The sequence below is a fragment of the Sneathiella sp. genome (genome assembly GCF_002694385.1).
Classification (GTDB): domain Bacteria; phylum Pseudomonadota; class Alphaproteobacteria; order Sneathiellales; family Sneathiellaceae; genus Sneathiella.
The window spans coordinates 71,909-87,746 of sequence record NZ_NZMB01000018.1 but is presented as its reverse complement, the minus strand read 5'-3'; the positions used below and the strand labels follow the sequence as shown (position 1 = coordinate 87,746).

14 protein-coding genes are annotated in these 15,838 nt (G+C 58.5%); 10 read left to right on the top strand and 4 right to left on the bottom strand.

Translation table 11 applies throughout. The annotated features are described in order from the left end of the window. Nucleotides 1-306: 306 nt before the first annotated feature. Nucleotides 307-486, bottom strand: coding sequence for a hypothetical protein (locus CMN55_RS12440; protein ID WP_293950134.1), 180 nt, complete (start codon nucleotides 484-486; stop codon nucleotides 307-309). Between the two features lie 167 nt (nucleotides 487-653). Between CMN55_RS12440 and CMN55_RS12435 the strand changes: the two genes are divergently transcribed. Genes CMN55_RS12435 through der form a run of 3 tightly spaced genes read left to right on the top strand, consistent with a single transcriptional unit; the run spans nucleotide 654 to nucleotide 4,051 of the window. After that, entirely contained in the window at nucleotides 654-1,301 is a 648-nt protein-coding gene (locus CMN55_RS12435; RefSeq protein ID WP_293950133.1) for a tetratricopeptide repeat protein, read from the top strand. Between the two features lie 4 nt (nucleotides 1,302-1,305). Further along, nucleotides 1,306-2,673, top strand: a complete 1,368-nt coding sequence (locus tag CMN55_RS12430; RefSeq protein WP_293950257.1) for an outer membrane protein assembly factor BamB family protein — start codon at nucleotides 1,306-1,308, stop codon at nucleotides 2,671-2,673. Nucleotides 2,674-2,680: 7 nt separating this feature from the next. Continuing rightward, a complete protein-coding gene (der, locus tag CMN55_RS12425; protein ID WP_293950132.1) occupies nucleotides 2,681-4,051 on the top strand; it encodes a ribosome biogenesis GTPase Der in 1,371 nt (456 codons plus the stop codon). A gap of 44 nt (nucleotides 4,052-4,095) precedes the next feature. Here der and CMN55_RS12420 read toward each other — a convergent pair whose 3' ends face one another. After that, on the bottom strand, nucleotides 4,096-4,794 hold the full coding sequence (locus CMN55_RS12420) for a COG1361 family protein (protein WP_293950131.1): 699 nt from the start codon (nucleotides 4,792-4,794) through the stop codon (nucleotides 4,096-4,098). Nucleotides 4,795-5,106: 312 nt separating this feature from the next. Here CMN55_RS12420 and CMN55_RS12415 point away from each other — a divergent pair, with 312 nt between their 5' ends. Next, nucleotides 5,107-5,415 (top strand): hypothetical protein, encoded by a 309-nt coding sequence (locus CMN55_RS12415; RefSeq protein WP_293950130.1) that lies wholly within the window; start codon nucleotides 5,107-5,109, stop codon nucleotides 5,413-5,415. 78 nt (nucleotides 5,416-5,493) lie between these two features. On the opposite strand, the gene CMN55_RS12410 is transcribed toward CMN55_RS12415, so the two are convergent. Together CMN55_RS12410 and CMN55_RS12405 are read right to left on the bottom strand one after the other, a co-directional pair. Beyond that, nucleotides 5,494-7,476, bottom strand: a complete 1,983-nt coding sequence (locus tag CMN55_RS12410) for a hypothetical protein (RefSeq protein ID WP_293950129.1) — start codon at nucleotides 7,474-7,476, stop codon at nucleotides 5,494-5,496. Nucleotides 7,477-7,617: 141 nt separating this feature from the next. Further along, nucleotides 7,618-8,556, bottom strand: coding sequence for a LysR substrate-binding domain-containing protein (locus CMN55_RS12405; RefSeq protein WP_293950128.1), 939 nt, complete (start codon nucleotides 8,554-8,556; stop codon nucleotides 7,618-7,620). 182 nt (nucleotides 8,557-8,738) lie between these two features. On the opposite strand from CMN55_RS12405, the gene CMN55_RS12400 reads away from it, so the two are divergent. The 6 genes from CMN55_RS12400 to CMN55_RS12375 all read left to right on the top strand — a co-directional run bounded on the left by CMN55_RS12400 (nucleotide 8,739) and on the right by CMN55_RS12375 (nucleotide 15,828). Further along, nucleotides 8,739-10,328, top strand: a complete 1,590-nt coding sequence (locus CMN55_RS12400) for an ABC transporter substrate-binding protein (RefSeq protein ID WP_293950127.1) — start codon at nucleotides 8,739-8,741, stop codon at nucleotides 10,326-10,328. A gap of 71 nt (nucleotides 10,329-10,399) precedes the next feature. Further along, complete coding sequence (locus CMN55_RS12395; protein WP_293950126.1) at nucleotides 10,400-11,377, top strand: ABC transporter permease; 978 nt, start codon at nucleotides 10,400-10,402, stop codon at nucleotides 11,375-11,377. Nucleotides 11,378-11,391: 14 nt separating this feature from the next. Then, the gene (locus CMN55_RS12390; RefSeq protein WP_293950125.1) at nucleotides 11,392-12,324 is read left to right on the top strand and encodes an ABC transporter permease; all 933 of its coding nucleotides are present in this window, start codon (nucleotides 11,392-11,394) and stop codon (nucleotides 12,322-12,324) included. A 15-nt stretch (nucleotides 12,325-12,339) separates the two neighbouring features. Beyond that, entirely contained in the window at nucleotides 12,340-13,320 is a 981-nt protein-coding gene (locus tag CMN55_RS12385; RefSeq protein ID WP_293950124.1) for an ABC transporter ATP-binding protein, read from the top strand. Next, nucleotides 13,313-14,308 carry an ABC transporter ATP-binding protein gene (locus tag CMN55_RS12380; RefSeq protein WP_293950123.1) on the top strand — a complete coding sequence of 332 codons (996 nt, stop codon included), beginning with the start codon at nucleotides 13,313-13,315 and terminating at the stop codon, nucleotides 14,306-14,308. The genes CMN55_RS12385 and CMN55_RS12380 overlap by 8 nt, the downstream gene beginning before the upstream one ends. After that, the gene (locus CMN55_RS12375; RefSeq protein ID WP_293950122.1) at nucleotides 14,305-15,828 is read left to right on the top strand and encodes a M81 family metallopeptidase; all 1,524 of its coding nucleotides are present in this window, start codon (nucleotides 14,305-14,307) and stop codon (nucleotides 15,826-15,828) included. Before CMN55_RS12380 ends, CMN55_RS12375 begins: the two co-directional genes overlap by 4 nt. Nucleotides 15,829-15,838: the final 10 nt, after the last annotated feature.

Genomic DNA, 15,838 nt, shown 5'->3' with positions numbered 1-15,838 from the left:
TGCATGCCTGGACGTGCGGTCTGTTGTTTTTGATCGTGATCCGCCCTGTTTTTGAAGAACCCGCGCGCGTCAGCCGATGCGTCGGGGGAAATGGAATTTCTGGCCAGGGCGCGGGCTGCGTCCGGGAGCGTGGGCGGCTGCACCCAAATTATCGGCCATGATCGCTCCTGCCGAGCCCATGGCTGCCGATGCCGGGCCCACGGGTCCCTTGCGATTGTCAGCCGTGCCTTCGCAAGGCTCCGCCGCCGTTGATAGGGGGCGCGTCTTTGGCAAACGCCGCGACTGCGATCGGCCGTCCGCTGGGGCTCAGCCGCCGCCGAACGTCCGGTAGAGTATCGCAATGACCAGCGCCGCGGCCAGCCACAGGGCGATGTTGCGCAGCAGGGCCGCCTTGCCGGCGCGCCGGGTGTAGTAGAGGAAGCCCGGCAACACCAGCCCGAGCACCATCAAAAGGGCGACAAGTTGTAAAATCTGTCCTTCGGCCATAAAATTGCCTGCCTTTGCTTGCAGCGTCCGAAATTCGCGGCGGCGGTTTTTTTCCGCGCCTTCCGCAAAATATCAAATTTTCGCCAAAGGGCGAGACAACATTTGCCTAATTCGGTCCGGGGGGTTATTTTGCAGCGGATTTTGAATGCCGGAACGGGAGTTTTTTTGTGGCCGATATCTTTAACGAAGTGGATGAAGACGTCCGCAAGGATAAATCGCTGGCGCTGTGGAAAGCCTATGGCAAATATGTCATCGCGCTGGTCATCCTGATCGTTGCCGGAACGGCCGCCTATGTCGGCTGGCAGAATTACCAGCTATCCCGCGCCCAGGCCGAAGGCGCCGCGTTCGAGGCCGCATCGACCCTCGCCGCGGAGGGCAGCAACGCCGACGCCGCAGCCGCCTTCGCCGATCTCGCCGAAGAGGGCAGCAAAGGATATAGCGCCCTGGCATCCTTACGCGAAGCCGCCGCCCTGATCGACGCGGGAGAGGGAGCCAAGGCTCTCGCCGTTTATGACCGCCTCGCCGCCGACAGCTCCGTTGAACCGGCCTTTGCCGCCCTCGCCGATCTGATGGCGGGTTATTACCTGCTCGATAACGGCACCACGGATCAGGTGCGCAGCCGCATTGCCGGGCTGATCGAACCCGGCGCGCTGTGGAACGCCTCGGCCAATGAACTGCTGGCGCTCAGCCATATCAAGGATGACGATGCGGCCAAAGCGCGCGAGGTGCTGAGCCTCATCCAGAATGACGCCGAGGCGCCGGATATGATCAAGGGGCGCGCCAGCCAGCTTCTCGATGCGCTGGAAGGCAAGTAGAGTGATGCTAAAACGTGGCGCGACATGTCAGAACACCGCCGTCCTGCTGCGGCCGCTTTTCGCGGGCGCGCTGGTGCTCGGCCTTTCCGCCTGTAGCTGGTTCGGCAATGACGAACCGCCGCCGCTGCCGGGGGACCGTATTTCCATCCTGTCGCTGGAACGCAATCTGGAAGCCGATGCGGGCCTTGCCGATCTGGAGGTCCGCCTGCCCGCCCCTTATGAGAATGCCAATTGGCCGCAGCCCGGCGGCGTTCCCGCCCATGCCATGTATCATCTGTCCCTTGGGGATGAGCTGACGGAAGCCTGGCGGGTGTCCATCGGGGAGGAATCCGACGATGAGAACCGCATGTTCTCCTCCCCCGTGGTTGCGGAGGGGCGCGTCTACGCCATGGATTCGGCCGCGCAGGTCACCGCCTATTCCACGGAGACGGGCGAGGAGCTGTGGTCGCGCAACCTGACGCCCGAGGATGAGGATGAAGGCAATATCGGCGGCGGGCTCGCCTTTGAATATGGCCGCATCTACGCCACCACCTCCTTCGGCGATGTGGTTTCCATGGATGGGGAGAGCGGCGAGATTTTCTGGAGCCGCAATCTCGGCGTGCCGCTGCGCGCGGCGCCGACGGTGGCCGACGGGCAGGTGCTCGCCCTCACATTCGACAGCCGGATTTTCGCCCTGGATGCGGCAAGCGGCGAAATCCGCTGGAATTTCGAAGGCGGCGTGGAAACCACCGGCCTGCTTGGCGCGGCCAGCCCCGCCTATGACAGCGGCACGGTGGTGGTGCCTTTCGCCAATGGCGAGGTTTATGCGCTCCGCGCCGATAACGGTCAGCAGGCCTGGAGCGATCAGCTCGCCCGCCGCCGCGTCTACAGCGCCCTCACGTCGCTTTCGGATATCAACGCCTTTCCGGTGATCGACCGCGGCGTCGTCTATGCCGCCAGCTATTCGGGGCGCATGATCGCCATTGACCTGCGGTCGGGCAACCGGCTGTGGGATCAGGAAATCTCAACCTTGCAGACCCCCTGGATCGCCGGGGATTTCATGTTTGTCGTGACGACGGACGGGGATCTTCTGTGCCTGTCGCGGCGCAACGGTCTGATCCGCTGGGTTCGCCCGCTCGGTAAATATGAGGATCCGGAGAACCGCCGTGATCTGATTGTCTGGACCGGCCCGATCCTCGCCAGCGACCGGCTGATCCTGGTTTCCAACTATGGCGTCGCCATTTCGGTTTCGCCCTATGATGGCAGCATTCTGGGACAGATGGAACTGTCCGACAAGGCCTCCATCCCGCCGGTGGTGGCGGGCAACACCCTTTACATCCTGACGGATGACGCGGAACTGGTGGCGCTCCGGGCCGCGCCCGCGGACGATTGATAACGAAATGACCTTTACCGTCGCCATTCTCGGCCGTCCCAATGTCGGCAAATCGACCCTGTTCAACCGGCTGGTGGGGAAAAAGCTGGCGCTGGTCGATGATACGCCGGGCGTCACCCGTGACCGCCGCGAGGGGGAGGGGCGCATCGGCACCCTCAAATTCCGCATTATTGATACGGCGGGTCTTGAAGAGAAATTCGATGACAGCCTGGAAGGGCGGATGCGCCGCCAGACGGAATTGGCGCTGGCCGAGGCGGATGTCGTCCTGATGCTGATTGACGCGAAGGCGGGCGTGACGCCGCTTGATGAGCATTTCGCCGGGTGGCTCCGGCGCAGCGAGACCCCCGTTATCCTTGTCGCCAATAAATGCGAGGGCAAGGCAGGGACGCCGGGGTTGATGGAGAGTTTCAGCCTTGGTCTCGGCGAGCCGGTGCCGCTGTCCGCGGAGCATGGCGAGGGGATGGCGGACCTGTTCGAGGCGCTGCTGCCCTTTGAGGCCGCGGCGGAGGCGGCGCAAGAGGAGACGGCAGACGCGGCGGCGGAGGACGCAGAGGATGCGGCCGAAAAGCCGTTGCAGCTTGCCATTGTCGGCCGCCCCAATGCGGGGAAGTCCACCCTCGTCAATACGCTGGTGGGGGAGGACCGGATGCTGACCGGGCCGGAAGCCGGGGTGACCCGCGATTCCATTGCCGTTGAATGGGAATTCGAAGGGCGGGCGGTCAGGCTGGTCGATACGGCCGGGCTTCGCAAAAAGGCGCGGGTGCAGCAGAAGCTCGAAAAACTCTCGGTCGCCGACAGCCTGCGCGTCATCCGCATGGCCGAGGTCGTGGTGCTGCTGATCGACGGGGTGGAGACGTTTGAAAAGCAGGATCTCAACATCGCCGCCCATGTGATCGAGGAGGGCCGCGCCCTCGTCATCGCGGTCAATAAATGGGATGCGGTGGCGGATCGGCAGGCGACGCTGAAACTCATCCGCGACCGGCTGGCGATTTCGCTGCCACAGGTGCGCGGCGTGCCGGTGGTGACGCTCTCGGCGCTGTCCGGGCGCGGGGTTGAAAAACTGCTGCCGAAGGTGATGGAAGTCTATGATCTGTGGAACAGCCGCATTCCGACATCCCGGCTCAACCGCTGGCTGGAAGTGATGCTGGAGCAGCATCCGCCGCCCATGGTCAAGGGACGCCGCCTCAAAATCCGCTATATGACGCAGGTGAAGGCGCGCCCGCCGACCTTCAGCCTGTTCATGTCCTCGCGCGGGGAGCTGCCGGAAAGCTATATCCGCTATCTCATCAACGGCCTGCGCACCGACTTCAACCTCCCCGCCGTGCCGATCCGCATCATGACCCGCACGGGCAAAAACCCCTATGCGGAGAAGGGGTGAAGGTTGTGTCCCCGATGAATTTTAAAAATTGAATTTTCAAACAATTAGTTACAGGTGTTTTTCTCATCATTTGTTTGAATGCTGCTTCCTGATATTTTCTGTTTAAGCGCATCGGCAGGAGTGCTGGCATCTACTGAATTTAAAATTGGCCCAACTTGCCGTGAAATCTTGGATAGGTGCTGTTCGATCTTTTTCAAGTTGTCTGCTATTTCGCGACTGGCAGGCTTTGATAAGAGTCCTCGCAAGCCGGAATATTGTGAAATATCAATTTCATGAACAGACTTACGCCGTTTGCCTCTTAGATCTTTATAAGTAATAATCACTTTGAAAGGCTTAAGAATTTGATCGTTTTTGGGATTTTCTGTGCCGAATAGCACATACGAAATTCCGAATAATACGGAAACTTTTTCTCCTTGAGGAATGACCGTCATTGCGGAACGGTCACGTGAGTTTTGAACTAGTACATTGTGATTGCTAAAATCATTTTCATCATATTCTAGTGAGAATTTTACTTTTAAAGCGGGCCCTTGGCCTATATTTGCTAAAATAAAATTGACGGCTCCATTCCCATCGGGACCGGGAATTAAAGAGGCAATAACTTCCGGTTCAGTGCCTGCCTTTCGCAGTCTTTTGTTTTCTTTTGCAAGCGTAAACGTCAGCCAAGCAATTGCGACGGTCGCTACTGCAGTCAAGGCTGCTGCATTCTCATTCAATAAGTTTAGAAACTTAGCAATTAATTCCATCTACATAGACCTAATATAGCTTCCAATTGAATATCCTACGACGAGTCTACTATTTGGCATTTCTAATGGTCCAGAACAAATAAATCGATCAAAATCTGTCCCGTAATCACCACACCACTCTCATCACTCAAGTCCGCGCCCAAGAACATCTGCGCTTTTGTATCCGATTACAGGGCACATCTGGTATAATGATGCTGCATCATCGCAACAGGATTGACGCAATCCCGGTGAGGCCGTAATAATGCCTTATCCGACATATTAGAGCATGTTAATATGAAGGATGGGCGAAATGGGACTGGCAACAGGGGGGGTATGACGATGGAAGCACTCATTGCGCAGCTGGTTGGCGGCCTTGTCGGCGGCGGCGTCAGCGGTAAGGCGGTGAAAGCCGCGGATCTTGGCAATATTGGCAATCTGATTGCGGGCGCGGTTGGCGGCGTCGGGGGCGGTGCGCTGCTCGGCCCCATTCTGGGCGCGGGCGGCATGGCCGCAGATGGCATGGCCGCAGGCGGCATTGACATAGCCGCCCTCGCCGGTCAGTTCGTCGGCGGCGGTGTGGCGGGCGCCGTTGTCCAGATCGTCGCCGGCCTGATCATCAACAAATTCATCAAGAAGCAGTAAACACGCGAGAGGCTGAAAAGAGGTGAACGGGGCAGGGCGAGACAGCGGATGCGCCGCCCTGCCTTTATCTGTGGATGATCAGTCCTTTATGCCCAGTTCGGATTTGATCCCGGCGATGTATTTGAGCGATTTTTCCGCGAGATCGAGGGAGTTTTCGCGCACCTTCCGGCTTTTCTCGCTTTCCCCGTCCGGCGCGGTTTTCAGGGCATCGCGCTTCTCGGTGACGAATTTGACCATGAAAAGAAGCGTGCCGCTGCTCGGGGCCTTTTCCTTTAGGGCGTCGGCGATGGAGACCTCCTTCGGCGGCGTATCGAGGAACAGGGCCGCGCCGTAGTTTTTATGCAGGTTGATGGTCAGCGCGGCGCCGATCGCCCACATATGCGCATAACGGCGCATGAAGTTCTTGGTCTGGGAGAGCACGAGATCGCGCACGCTTTCCGCCTCCACATCCGTCTTGCCGAGCAGCTTCGCCGCCTTGATCGCGCTTTCGGCCGTTTGCAGCAGATCCTTGTAAAGCTGCATGGTGACAAAGGCGTTGGCCGACAGGGTCAGATAGTCCTTCGCGGCCTTTTCGCTGAAAATGCTGGAGGACACATCGCTTTTGGACGGATCGGCCAGTTCGGCGAAGAGAATATTCTCATACACCGATTCGCGCATTTCCTGGGACAGGTCATACTGATCCAGACCGGCGAGCACCGGCAGCAGCTCCTGCGGCTTGATCCCGGCAATATCACTGCCGAAAACAACAAGGGCCTCGCAGGCGCGGCTCTGTCCGGTCAGGGCGTCATGGGCGAAATAGCCGCCGAAACGCAGCGCCTCCCACGGATACTGGCCGGTGAGGAAGTAGAGAACCTTGGCGAGGCGGCCCGCATAGGGCACCTTATGGATCACCGAAGCGGCGGGCACGCCATCGCTCAGATAAACGGCCTGGCCTTTGCCGGTTTCATGATCCACCAGGCTGACCGTCTTGACGAGTGGCTGGTTTTCAGCGCTGAGCTGGTCATATTTGACGGAGGCATCCTGCAAAAAGAAATTTTCAAGGGTGACGCCGGTCTCGCGTTTCCTGTAATCCTCGATGGTCAGCGGCAGGTCTTTCGGGGCGAGCCGCTGGCGGTTCATGGACTGGAACACCGCCGGATCGACGACCTGCTCATGGGCATTCATCACCAGCTTGCCATTGACATAGGTAAAGCTCGGGCGCCCGACTTCCGCGCCCATATAGCCGCTCTTGCCGTTCTTGAGACGGTATTTGACAACGGCGGAGGAATGCGGCGACTGGATATGCACGGCAGAGATGCCCTGCTTCTTCATGTCGATTTTGAAACTGGCGGCAGCGCCGGGCAGAATGCCGTTCAGATAGGCATTGATCATTTTTGTGACGGCCCCCTCCTCCTGCAGCTCCTCTTCGGACAGGGCCTTGCCGCTCTTTTGCTTCAGCAGGAAGTTGAGCGCGCTGAACGGCACATTGGGCCCGCGTCCGACATAATACTGCACAACGGAGCCCATCTGCCCTTCGCCCTCGTCAATCTGGCCGGCCAGAGACTCGACGAATTTGAGATTACGCTCCACCTCGCTCTGCAGGGAGGCATAGAGGACATTGCGGATCATGCCGCCGACGGAGGCCACCGGATCGGAATATTGCGCGGGCCAGGTGATTTCCTTCGGCGCATCCTCTTCCTGCCCGCCGATATTCTGGATGGGCGCGCGAACATTCTCTTTCGGGGAGGATATCTGGCCGTGGATATCGACGATATCGTCATATTTGGACAGGGTCAGCATGTTGATCAGGTCGCTGGTGGCGCTGTCGAGCTCCACCGGCACGTCGAGCCGCTTGCAGACATCCTTGTAATATTTTTCAAAGGCGGCTTCTTCCATATAACAGCCGAACATATCGCCGCCTTTGGTGCGGTATTTTGCCTTGGTCATGTCATAGTCGGGCAGGCTGGTGAAGCGGTATCCCCGGCTCTGCATGAAAAACAGCCGGTTCATGCCGCGCGTCAAGACAAGCGCCCGCTGAAGGCTTGAGACAACGGGGAATTTAGATTTAAAGGCTCCTGACATAATATTTCCTATCTTTAGAAAAAACAAATTTCTGGAAATAAACGTCAGAGACAAGTAAATGTGATTTTATATTTCAGTAATTAATTGATTTTTACTTTTGTATTATTGTCTGTACTGTGAAATTTATCCTTCTTTCCGGTATTACGCCAGTTTCCGTGACACGATCAGACGGCGGCTCGCTTCCGTTGTGAAATAGGCTTCGCACTGCTGCACAAAGGCTTTCACGGAGTTGCGCTTGATGGCCTGCTGCGTATAGGCGACGACCAGCCGGGATTTACGGAGATTTTCCCGGATCGGCTTGCAGACAACCTTTGTCCCGGATTGCGTATAGTCGATGGGCGGGCAGGTTTGCAGGATGGCAATGCCGATCCCGGCCCCCACCATGCTGCGGATCATTTCGTAATTACCGGATTTATAGGCGAATTTCGGCTGGAAACCGGCGGTTTCAAAGAGCGAGGTGTAATATTGCCGCGAGCTTGGCAGGTCGAGCAGGATCAGGTTCTGATTGATCAGCGCCGAGATGGGGATTGTCGGCATTTCCGCCAGCGGATGATCATAGGGCACGACCACATGCGGCGGCACCACCGCCAGCGTCTGGGTTTTGAGCCCCGCGCTGATATCCGCCTCATCATAGGAAATGCCGACATCCACCTCGCCGCGGTGGATGCAGTCAAAAATATGCCGCACATTGCCTTCGATAATATTGGCGCGGATGGCCTGATGCGCCGTGATCATCCGTTTCAGAACCGGCACCAGAACGATGGGCGCCAGCGGCGTGAAACAGCCGATATGCAGATCGCCGGAGATATCCTCCTGCAGGCCGAGCATGTCGCGCTCGAAATTATCCACCTGGTCAAGAATGCTCTGGATACGGGTCAGCACCTCCTGCCCCTTGACGGTCAGGGAAATCCCTTTTGAGCGTTGACGATTGAGCAGGGACAGCCCCAGCTCCCGCTCCAGGCTGTCCACGGCGAGGCTGATGGCCGACTGGGAAATATTCATCTCCGCCGCCGCTTTGGAGAGGCTTTTGTGATGCGCCGCCGCGGCGAAATACTTCATGACCTTGTAGGAAACATTCATCTGAAAAACTCATGAATTAATTTATGAAACCGTATTTTACTTATGAAGTGAATATTAGCAAAATAATTTTGCAGGCGAATTTCGTTACCTTTGATTGAACCGGGACGGGATACGCAAAATGGGGGCGAGGGAGGTCCTGATGCCAGGGCTGCCTCCGACAGATGTGAAAACAAGGAGGTATTATGCTAAAATTGACAAGGAAACTTGCCGTGGCGGGTTTCGTTCTGGGGGCTGCCGCAGCCCCCTTCGCGGCGCCCGTTCAGGCGGAAAATGTCCTGCGGTATACCAGTGTCAGCGATGCGTCGACGCTTGATCCGCATGCGCTGAATGCCCTGGTGACCCTGATGATTGATATCCAGATGTATGATGCGCTGGTGATGCGCGACCCCGGCATGGTCAAAATTCCCGGGCTCGCGGTTAGCTGGGAAAATCTTGATCCGAACACCTGGGAATTCAAGCTGCGCGAAGGGGTGACGTTCCATAACGGCAATCCCTTCAATGCCGACGATGTTATCTTTTCGATCAAGCGGGCGCAGGCCGATACAAGCCAGATGCAGGGCTATGTGAACACGATCACGGAAATCCGCAAGATAGATGATTACACCGTTCAATTCGTCACGGACAAGCCGAACCCCATTCTGCTCGACCAGCTTGTCAACATCTTCATGATGGATGCGGAATGGGCCAAGGAGCATGGCGTGGAAGCGCCACAGAATTTCAAGGATAGCCAGGAAACCTATGCGGTCCGCCATACCAATGGCACCGGCGCGTTCAAGCTGGAAAGCCGGGAGCCGGACGTCAAGACAGTGCTGGTCCGCAATGAAAACTGGTGGGGCAACGAGGAGTACAAGCATAATATTGACAAGGTCGTCTGGACGCCCATCACCAATGACGCGACCCGCGTCGCGGCGCTGCTGTCCGGGGAGGTAGATCTGGTGACCGATCCGCCCATTCAGGATCTGAACCGGATCCTCGGCAGCAGTAATCTCAAGGTGGAGCAGACCGCGCAGATGCGGACGATCTTCTTCGGTTTCGATGTCAAGGCCGACGAGTTGCGGCATTCCAGCGTCAAGGGCAAGAACCCCTTCAAGGATGTGAAGGTGCGCCAGGCCTTCTATCACGCCATCGATGTGGAGGCGATCAAGCGGGCGATCATGCGCGGCATGTCGGTCCCGGCGGGAATGATTATCGAACCGCCGATCAATGGCTACAAGGCGGAATGGGATGAAAACCGCCTGCCGTTTGATCCGGAAAAGGCCAAGGCGCTGCTGGCCGAGGCTGGTTATCCGGAGGGATTTTCGGTGCAGCTCGACTGTCCCAACAACCGCTACCAGAATGACGAGGCCATCTGTCAGGCCGCGGTCAGCATGCTGGCAAAAATCGGGGTTGAGGTACGCCTGAATGCGCAGCCCAAGACACAGTTCTTCCCGCTGATTACCGGCAAGACGACGGATTTCTTCCTGCTTGGCTGGGGCGTCCCGACGATGGATTCGGGTTTTGCGTTTGATTATCTGGTGCATTCGGAAGCCTCCTGGAATGCGGCCCACTATGGCACGCCCGAACTGGACGCGAAGATCGAGGCTATTCGCGGCATCGTGGATGTGGAGGAGCGGAACAGGATCATCGAGGAGATCTGGACCCAGGTTCAGGCGGATATCCCGTATCTGCCGCTGCATCACCAGATGATTTTCTGGGCCATGTCGAAAAACCTGAATATCCCGATCGAGCCGAACGATATGCCCCGCTTCTACTGGGCGAGTTTCAGCAACTAGCGACTGTGACGGGCAGGCGGGCCGTATGAGGGCGCCGCCTGTCCGTTCCCTTTCATAACAGGAGCAAAATCATGCTGAATTTTATTCTGAAACGACTGGTCCAGTCGGCGATTGTCATGCTGGTTGTCGCGCTGCTCAGTTTCTTCCTGTTCAATTTTGTCGGCGATCCCATCAGCAACATGGTGGGGCAGGAATCGACGACCAAGGACATGGAAGAGTTGCGCGACCAGCTTGGCCTCAACGATCCCTTCATTGTGCAGTTCGGCCGCTTCGTTGTGAATGCCGTGCAGGGCGATTTCGGGATTTCCTACCGTCTGCAACGGCCGGTCGAGGATGTCGTCGCCGAACGGATGCCCGCAACGCTGGAGCTGGTCTTTGTCTCGGCGATCATCGCCATTCTGCTCGGCGTGGCCGGGGGGCTGTTTACGGGGCTCAAGAAAAAACACTGGTTCAGCAAGGTGATCCTGACCGGCTCGCTGGTCGGGGTGTCGCTGCCGACCTTCGTGATCGGCATCCTGCTGATTTATGTGTTTGCCGTGAAATTCCAGATACTGCCGTCCTTTGGCCGCGGTGAGGTGGTGACGCTGGACAGTGGCTGGACAACCGGCCTCTTAACGCTGAGCGGCTGGAAGGCCATCATTCTGCCGTCCATCACGCTGGCGCTGTATCAGACGACGCTGATCCTGCGCATCATCCGCTCCGAGATGCTGGAGGTGATGCGGGCGGATTTCATCAAATTTGCCCGGGCGCGGGGTCTGCGGCAGCGCGACATCAACTTCGGCCATGCCCTCAAGAACACCCTGATCCCCGTGATCACGGTGGCGGGCCTGCAAATCGGTTCGCTGATCGCCTTCTCGATCATTACGGAAACGGTTTTTCAATGGCCGGGGATGGGCAGCCTGTTCATCCAGGCGGTGCAATTCGCCGATGTGCCGGTCATGTCGGCTTATCTGGTGATGGTCGCCTTCTTCTTCGTGATGATCAATCTGATTGTTGACCTGCTGTATTTTGTGGTGGACCCGCGGCTTCGCGTCGAGGTCAGGGGATAAGGGGAGATATCAACATGCAAACGGCAAAATTATCGAAATGGTGGGCGGGTTTTTACGACCACGATGTGACCTGGAGCTTTCTTCACTCGCCCCTCACCATGCTGGCGAGTCTGGTCACGCTGCTGCTGGTCGGCGCGGCCTTCGGGGCGCCGTATCTGACGAGCTACACACCGTTTGAGCCCGGCAGCCTCAGCCTGATGGATGCGTTCCTGCCGCCGGCCTGGGAGGCGGGCGGATCGGCGGCTCATTTCCTTGGGACGGACGGGCAGGGGCGCGATGTTCTCGCCGCCATCATGTATGGCACGCAGATTTCGCTGATCGTCGGGCTGTTCAGCGTGCTGCTGTCGGTGGCGATCGGCATTCCGCTCGGCATTATTGCGGGCTACGCCACGGGAAGCTGGATCGACACCCTGATCATGCGTGTCGCCGATATCCAGCTCACCATCCCGCCGATCCTGATCGCACTGATGATTGACGGGGTTGTCCGCACGTCCATGAGCAATGAATTGCATGAGGAAATGGCGATCCCGGTGCTGATCTTCTCCATCGGCATTGCGAGCTGGCCACAATATGCGCGCATCACCCGCAGCGGCGCGATGGTGGAGCGGCGCAAGGATTATATCGCGGCGGCGAAGCTGATCCAGACGCCGGCATGGCTGATCCTGCTGCGGCATATTTTCCCGAATGTGGTCGGCCCGACGCTGATTGTCGCGACCATCGGGGTGGCCGTCGCCATCATCATCGAGGCAACGCTGTCCTTCCTGGGCGTGGGCGTGCCGCCGACCAATCCGTCGCTCGGCACCCTGATCCGCATCGGTAATAATTTCCTGTTTTCGGGCGAATGGTGGATCACCTTCTTCCCGGCGTTCACCCTCGTCATCCTGGTTCTGTCGGTCAATCTGATCGGCGACTGGCTGCGCGATACATTTAACCCGAAACTGCGCTAACGGAGAGGGGGCGTTATGTCTGTTGTCGATATTGAAAATCTGAGCATTGAATTCCCGACGCGGCGGGGAATTCTGAAAGCCATCGAAGGTTTGTCCTTCTCGATTGAGGCGGGGGAAATTCTCGGCGTCGTCGGCGAATCCGGGGCGGGAAAATCCCTGACCGGGAACGCCATTGTCGGCCTGCTGGAGCCGCCGGGGCGGGTTTCCGGCGGCAAGATCACCCTGAAAGGGCGGGACATCACCCATCTGTCCGAAAACGAGATGCGGCGTGTCAGAGGGGCGGAAATCGGGGTGATTTTCCAGGACCCCCTGACCAGCCTCAATCCGCTTTACACCGTCGGAAAGCAGCTCACCCAGACCATTCTGACGCACCGGAATATTTCCTATTCCAAAGCAAAGGATCGCGCTATCGAGCTGCTGACGGAAGTGGGGATTCCGGCGCCGGAGCTGCGTTTTGACGCCTTCCCCCATGAGTTTTCAGGCGGCATGCGGCAGCGGGTCGTCATTGCGCTGGCGCTGTGCTGTGATCCCAGCCTGATCATCGCCGATGAACCGACGACGGCGCTCGATGTGTCGGTGCAGGCGCAGATTATCGCGCTTTTGAAAGACCTGTCCCGCGACAAGGGCGTGGCGACCATGCTGGTGACCCACGATATGGGGGTGATCGCCGAGGCGGCGGATCGGGTCGCGGTGATCTATTCGGGGCGTCTCGTGGAAATCGGCGATGTCAGAAGCGTGATTGACGCGCCGAAGCATCCCTATACCCGGGGGTTGATGGATTCGATCCCGCAAATCGGCCAGAATCTGAAATATCTGCCCAATATCGAAGGGGCCATGCCGCGGCTGGATGGTCGGCCGGATGGCTGCGCCTTCAATCCCCGTTGCAAAATGGTCAAGCCGGTGTGCCGGGAAGAGATTGCGGCATTGAGGGCGACGGAAAATGCCGGGCAGATGGCGGCATGCTGGATTTATGACGGAGGGCACAAATATGTCTGAACAGGCGATTTTGGAAGTTCGCGACCTGAAAATGTATTTCGATGTGTCGAAGCCGCTGGTCACCCGCCTGATGAACAGGCTGCCCAAGCATGTGCTGAAGGCGGTGGACGGGTTGACCTTTTCGATCAAGCGGGGGGAGACCTTTTCGCTGGTTGGCGAATCCGGTTGCGGCAAATCGACCGTGGCGCGGACCATCGCGGGCCTCAATGCCGCGACCTCCGGTGAAATCCTCATTGATGGAAAAAATCTGACCGGGCAGAAGGAAAAATCCAGCCTGTCCGATATCGCGCGGCGGATGCAGATGGTGTTTCAGTCGCCCTACGCCAGCCTTGATCCGCGCTGGCGGGTGCGGGATATCATCGCCGAACCGATCCGCGCCTATGGCCTCGCCGACAACAAGGAGGATGAGCGCGAACAGGTGGCGCAGCTCCTGCTGCAGGTCGGGTTATCGCCGCGGGACGGGGAGAAATATCCGCATGAATTTTCAGGCGGCCAGCGGCAACGCATCTCCATTGCGCGCGCCCTTTCCAGCAAGCCGGAGTTTCTCATCTGTGACGAGCCGACATCGGCGCTGGATGTGTCGGTGCAGGCGCAGATCCTCAATCTGATGACCCGGCTGCAGGACGATCTGGGCCTCACCTATCTGTTCATCAGCCATGACCTGGCGGTGATTGACCATGTGTCGGACTGGATCGGCGTCATGTATCTCGGCCGTATTTGCGAAATTACGCCGAAATCCGAATTGTTCCGCAGGCCGCGGCACCCCTATACGCGGATGCTGCTGGAAACCATCCCGGATTTGAAAGGCGGGACGGAACGCAAGCCGATGGAGGGGGAAGTCCCCAATCCGATCAACCCGCCGTCCGGATGCGCCTTTCATCCGCGTTGCGCTTTTGCGACCGAAAAATGCACGCGTGAGCGGCCCGTGCTCAAAGGCTATGACATGGCGAAGGTCGCCTGCCATGCCGTCGAGGATATGCGTATATGAAAAAGATTGCCGTCGCGGGTTTTCAGCATGAAACAAACACCTTCGCGAGCCGGAAAGCCGATTTTCTGGCGTTCGAAATCGCCAAGGATTGGCCCGGCCTCTGTGTCGGGGATGAAGTGTTCGAAAAAACCCGCGGCTTTAACCTGCCGATTACCGGCGCCATTGACAGCCTGACGGCGCAGCAGTTCCAGATTGTGCCGCTGTGCTGGGCCTTTGCCGTGCCCTGCGGCGTGGTGACGCGGGAAGCCTATGAGCGGATTGCGACAATGATGCTCGATGCGCTGGGGGAGGCGGACGGGATTGCGGGTGTCTACCTTGATCTGCATGGCGCGATGGTGACGGAACATTTTGACGATGCGGAAGGGGAGCTGTTGCGCCGGGTCAGGATGCGGGTCGGATCGGAAGTGCCGGTTGTGGCCAGCCTGGATTATCACGCCAATATCACCGAGCAGATGGTGGAATATGCCGACTATCTGGATGTGTACCGGCAGTATCCGCATACGGATATGACGGAAACGGGCAGGCGGGCGGCGGATGTCCTCGGGCATCTGATCCGCGAGGAAAACCGCTTTCTGAAACTGCTTGTGAAATCGGATTATCTCATTCCCCTGTCGCTCGGCTGCACGACGCAGGAGCCGTGCCTGAGTTTGCTGTTCCGCGATCTGGCCACCATCCGCGCCGCCCTGCCAAGGGGATGCCATATCTCTTTCGCCGCCGGTTTCGCCCTTTCCGATATAGAGGAGGCGGGCCCGGCCATCGTTGCATACGGCCTTAAAATTGAGGCGATCCAGCAGGCTGTGGATGATTTCAAGCAGTGTCTGGATCTGGCGGAGGCGGGTTTCAGCGAGCCGGGCCTGCCTGCCCGCCGCGCCGTTGAACAGGCCATCGAGATCAGCCGCACGGCTTTAAGGCCGGTGGTTCTAGCGGATGCCCAGGATAATCCGGGCGCGGGCGGCACCGGGGATACGACCGGATTGCTCCGGCATCTGGTGGAATGCGGGGCGGAAAATGCGGTTATCGGCTTTATCGCCGATGCGCAGGCGGCAAATATGGCGGTTCAGGAGGGGGTGGGGGCGACCATTGAAATTGGTATCGGAGGCAAGGAATTCGCCGGGGATACGCCTTTTTACGGAACATTTCGCGTGCTCGCGCTCGGCAATGGTCAGGTGGTCGGCACGGGGCCGATGTGGAGGGGCGCGCGGATGCAGCTTGGCCCTTGTGCCCTGCTGGAACAGGGCGGCGTCAAAATCGCCATCTCCAGCAGGACGGTGCAGACGGGGGATACCGCCTTGTTCCGCCATCTCGGGGTGGAGCTGGAAAGGATGTCGATTATTGCGGTGAAGAGTTCGGTGCATTTCCGGGCGGATTTCGAGCCGCTGGCGGAGCGGGTGATCCTGGCGCTGTCGCCGGGACCGGTGATTGCCGATCCGCGCGAACTGCCCTATCGCAAATTACGGAAACATGTGCGGATTGGTCCCAATATGGCCCTGCGCGATGCGGTGCGCGACACCGTGACCTAGAATGCCCGGC

Excerpts from the sequence above, each read along its gene's own strand:
- CMN55_RS12440 (WP_293950134.1), bottom strand. The coding sequence starts at position 486 with ATGGCCGAAGGACAGATTTTACAACTTGTCGCCCTTTTGATGGTGCTC.
- CMN55_RS12430 (WP_293950257.1), top strand. The coding sequence starts at position 1,306 with ATGCTAAAACGTGGCGCGACATGTCAGAACACCGCCGTCCTGCTGCGG.
- der (WP_293950132.1), top strand. The coding sequence starts at position 2,681 with ATGACCTTTACCGTCGCCATTCTCGGCCGTCCCAATGTCGGCAAATCG.
- CMN55_RS12420 (WP_293950131.1), bottom strand. The coding sequence starts at position 4,794 with ATGGAATTAATTGCTAAGTTTCTAAACTTATTGAATGAGAATGCAGCA.
- CMN55_RS12415 (WP_293950130.1), top strand. The coding sequence starts at position 5,107 with ATGACGATGGAAGCACTCATTGCGCAGCTGGTTGGCGGCCTTGTCGGC.
- CMN55_RS12410 (WP_293950129.1), bottom strand. The coding sequence starts at position 7,476 with ATGTCAGGAGCCTTTAAATCTAAATTCCCCGTTGTCTCAAGCCTTCAG.
- CMN55_RS12405 (WP_293950128.1), bottom strand. The coding sequence starts at position 8,556 with ATGAATGTTTCCTACAAGGTCATGAAGTATTTCGCCGCGGCGGCGCAT.
- CMN55_RS12400 (WP_293950127.1), top strand. The coding sequence starts at position 8,739 with ATGCTAAAATTGACAAGGAAACTTGCCGTGGCGGGTTTCGTTCTGGGG.
- CMN55_RS12395 (WP_293950126.1), top strand. The coding sequence starts at position 10,400 with ATGCTGAATTTTATTCTGAAACGACTGGTCCAGTCGGCGATTGTCATG.
- CMN55_RS12390 (WP_293950125.1), top strand. The coding sequence starts at position 11,392 with ATGCAAACGGCAAAATTATCGAAATGGTGGGCGGGTTTTTACGACCAC.
- CMN55_RS12385 (WP_293950124.1), top strand. The coding sequence starts at position 12,340 with ATGTCTGTTGTCGATATTGAAAATCTGAGCATTGAATTCCCGACGCGG.
- CMN55_RS12380 (WP_293950123.1), top strand. The coding sequence starts at position 13,313 with ATGTCTGAACAGGCGATTTTGGAAGTTCGCGACCTGAAAATGTATTTC.
- CMN55_RS12375 (WP_293950122.1), top strand. The coding sequence starts at position 14,305 with ATGAAAAAGATTGCCGTCGCGGGTTTTCAGCATGAAACAAACACCTTC.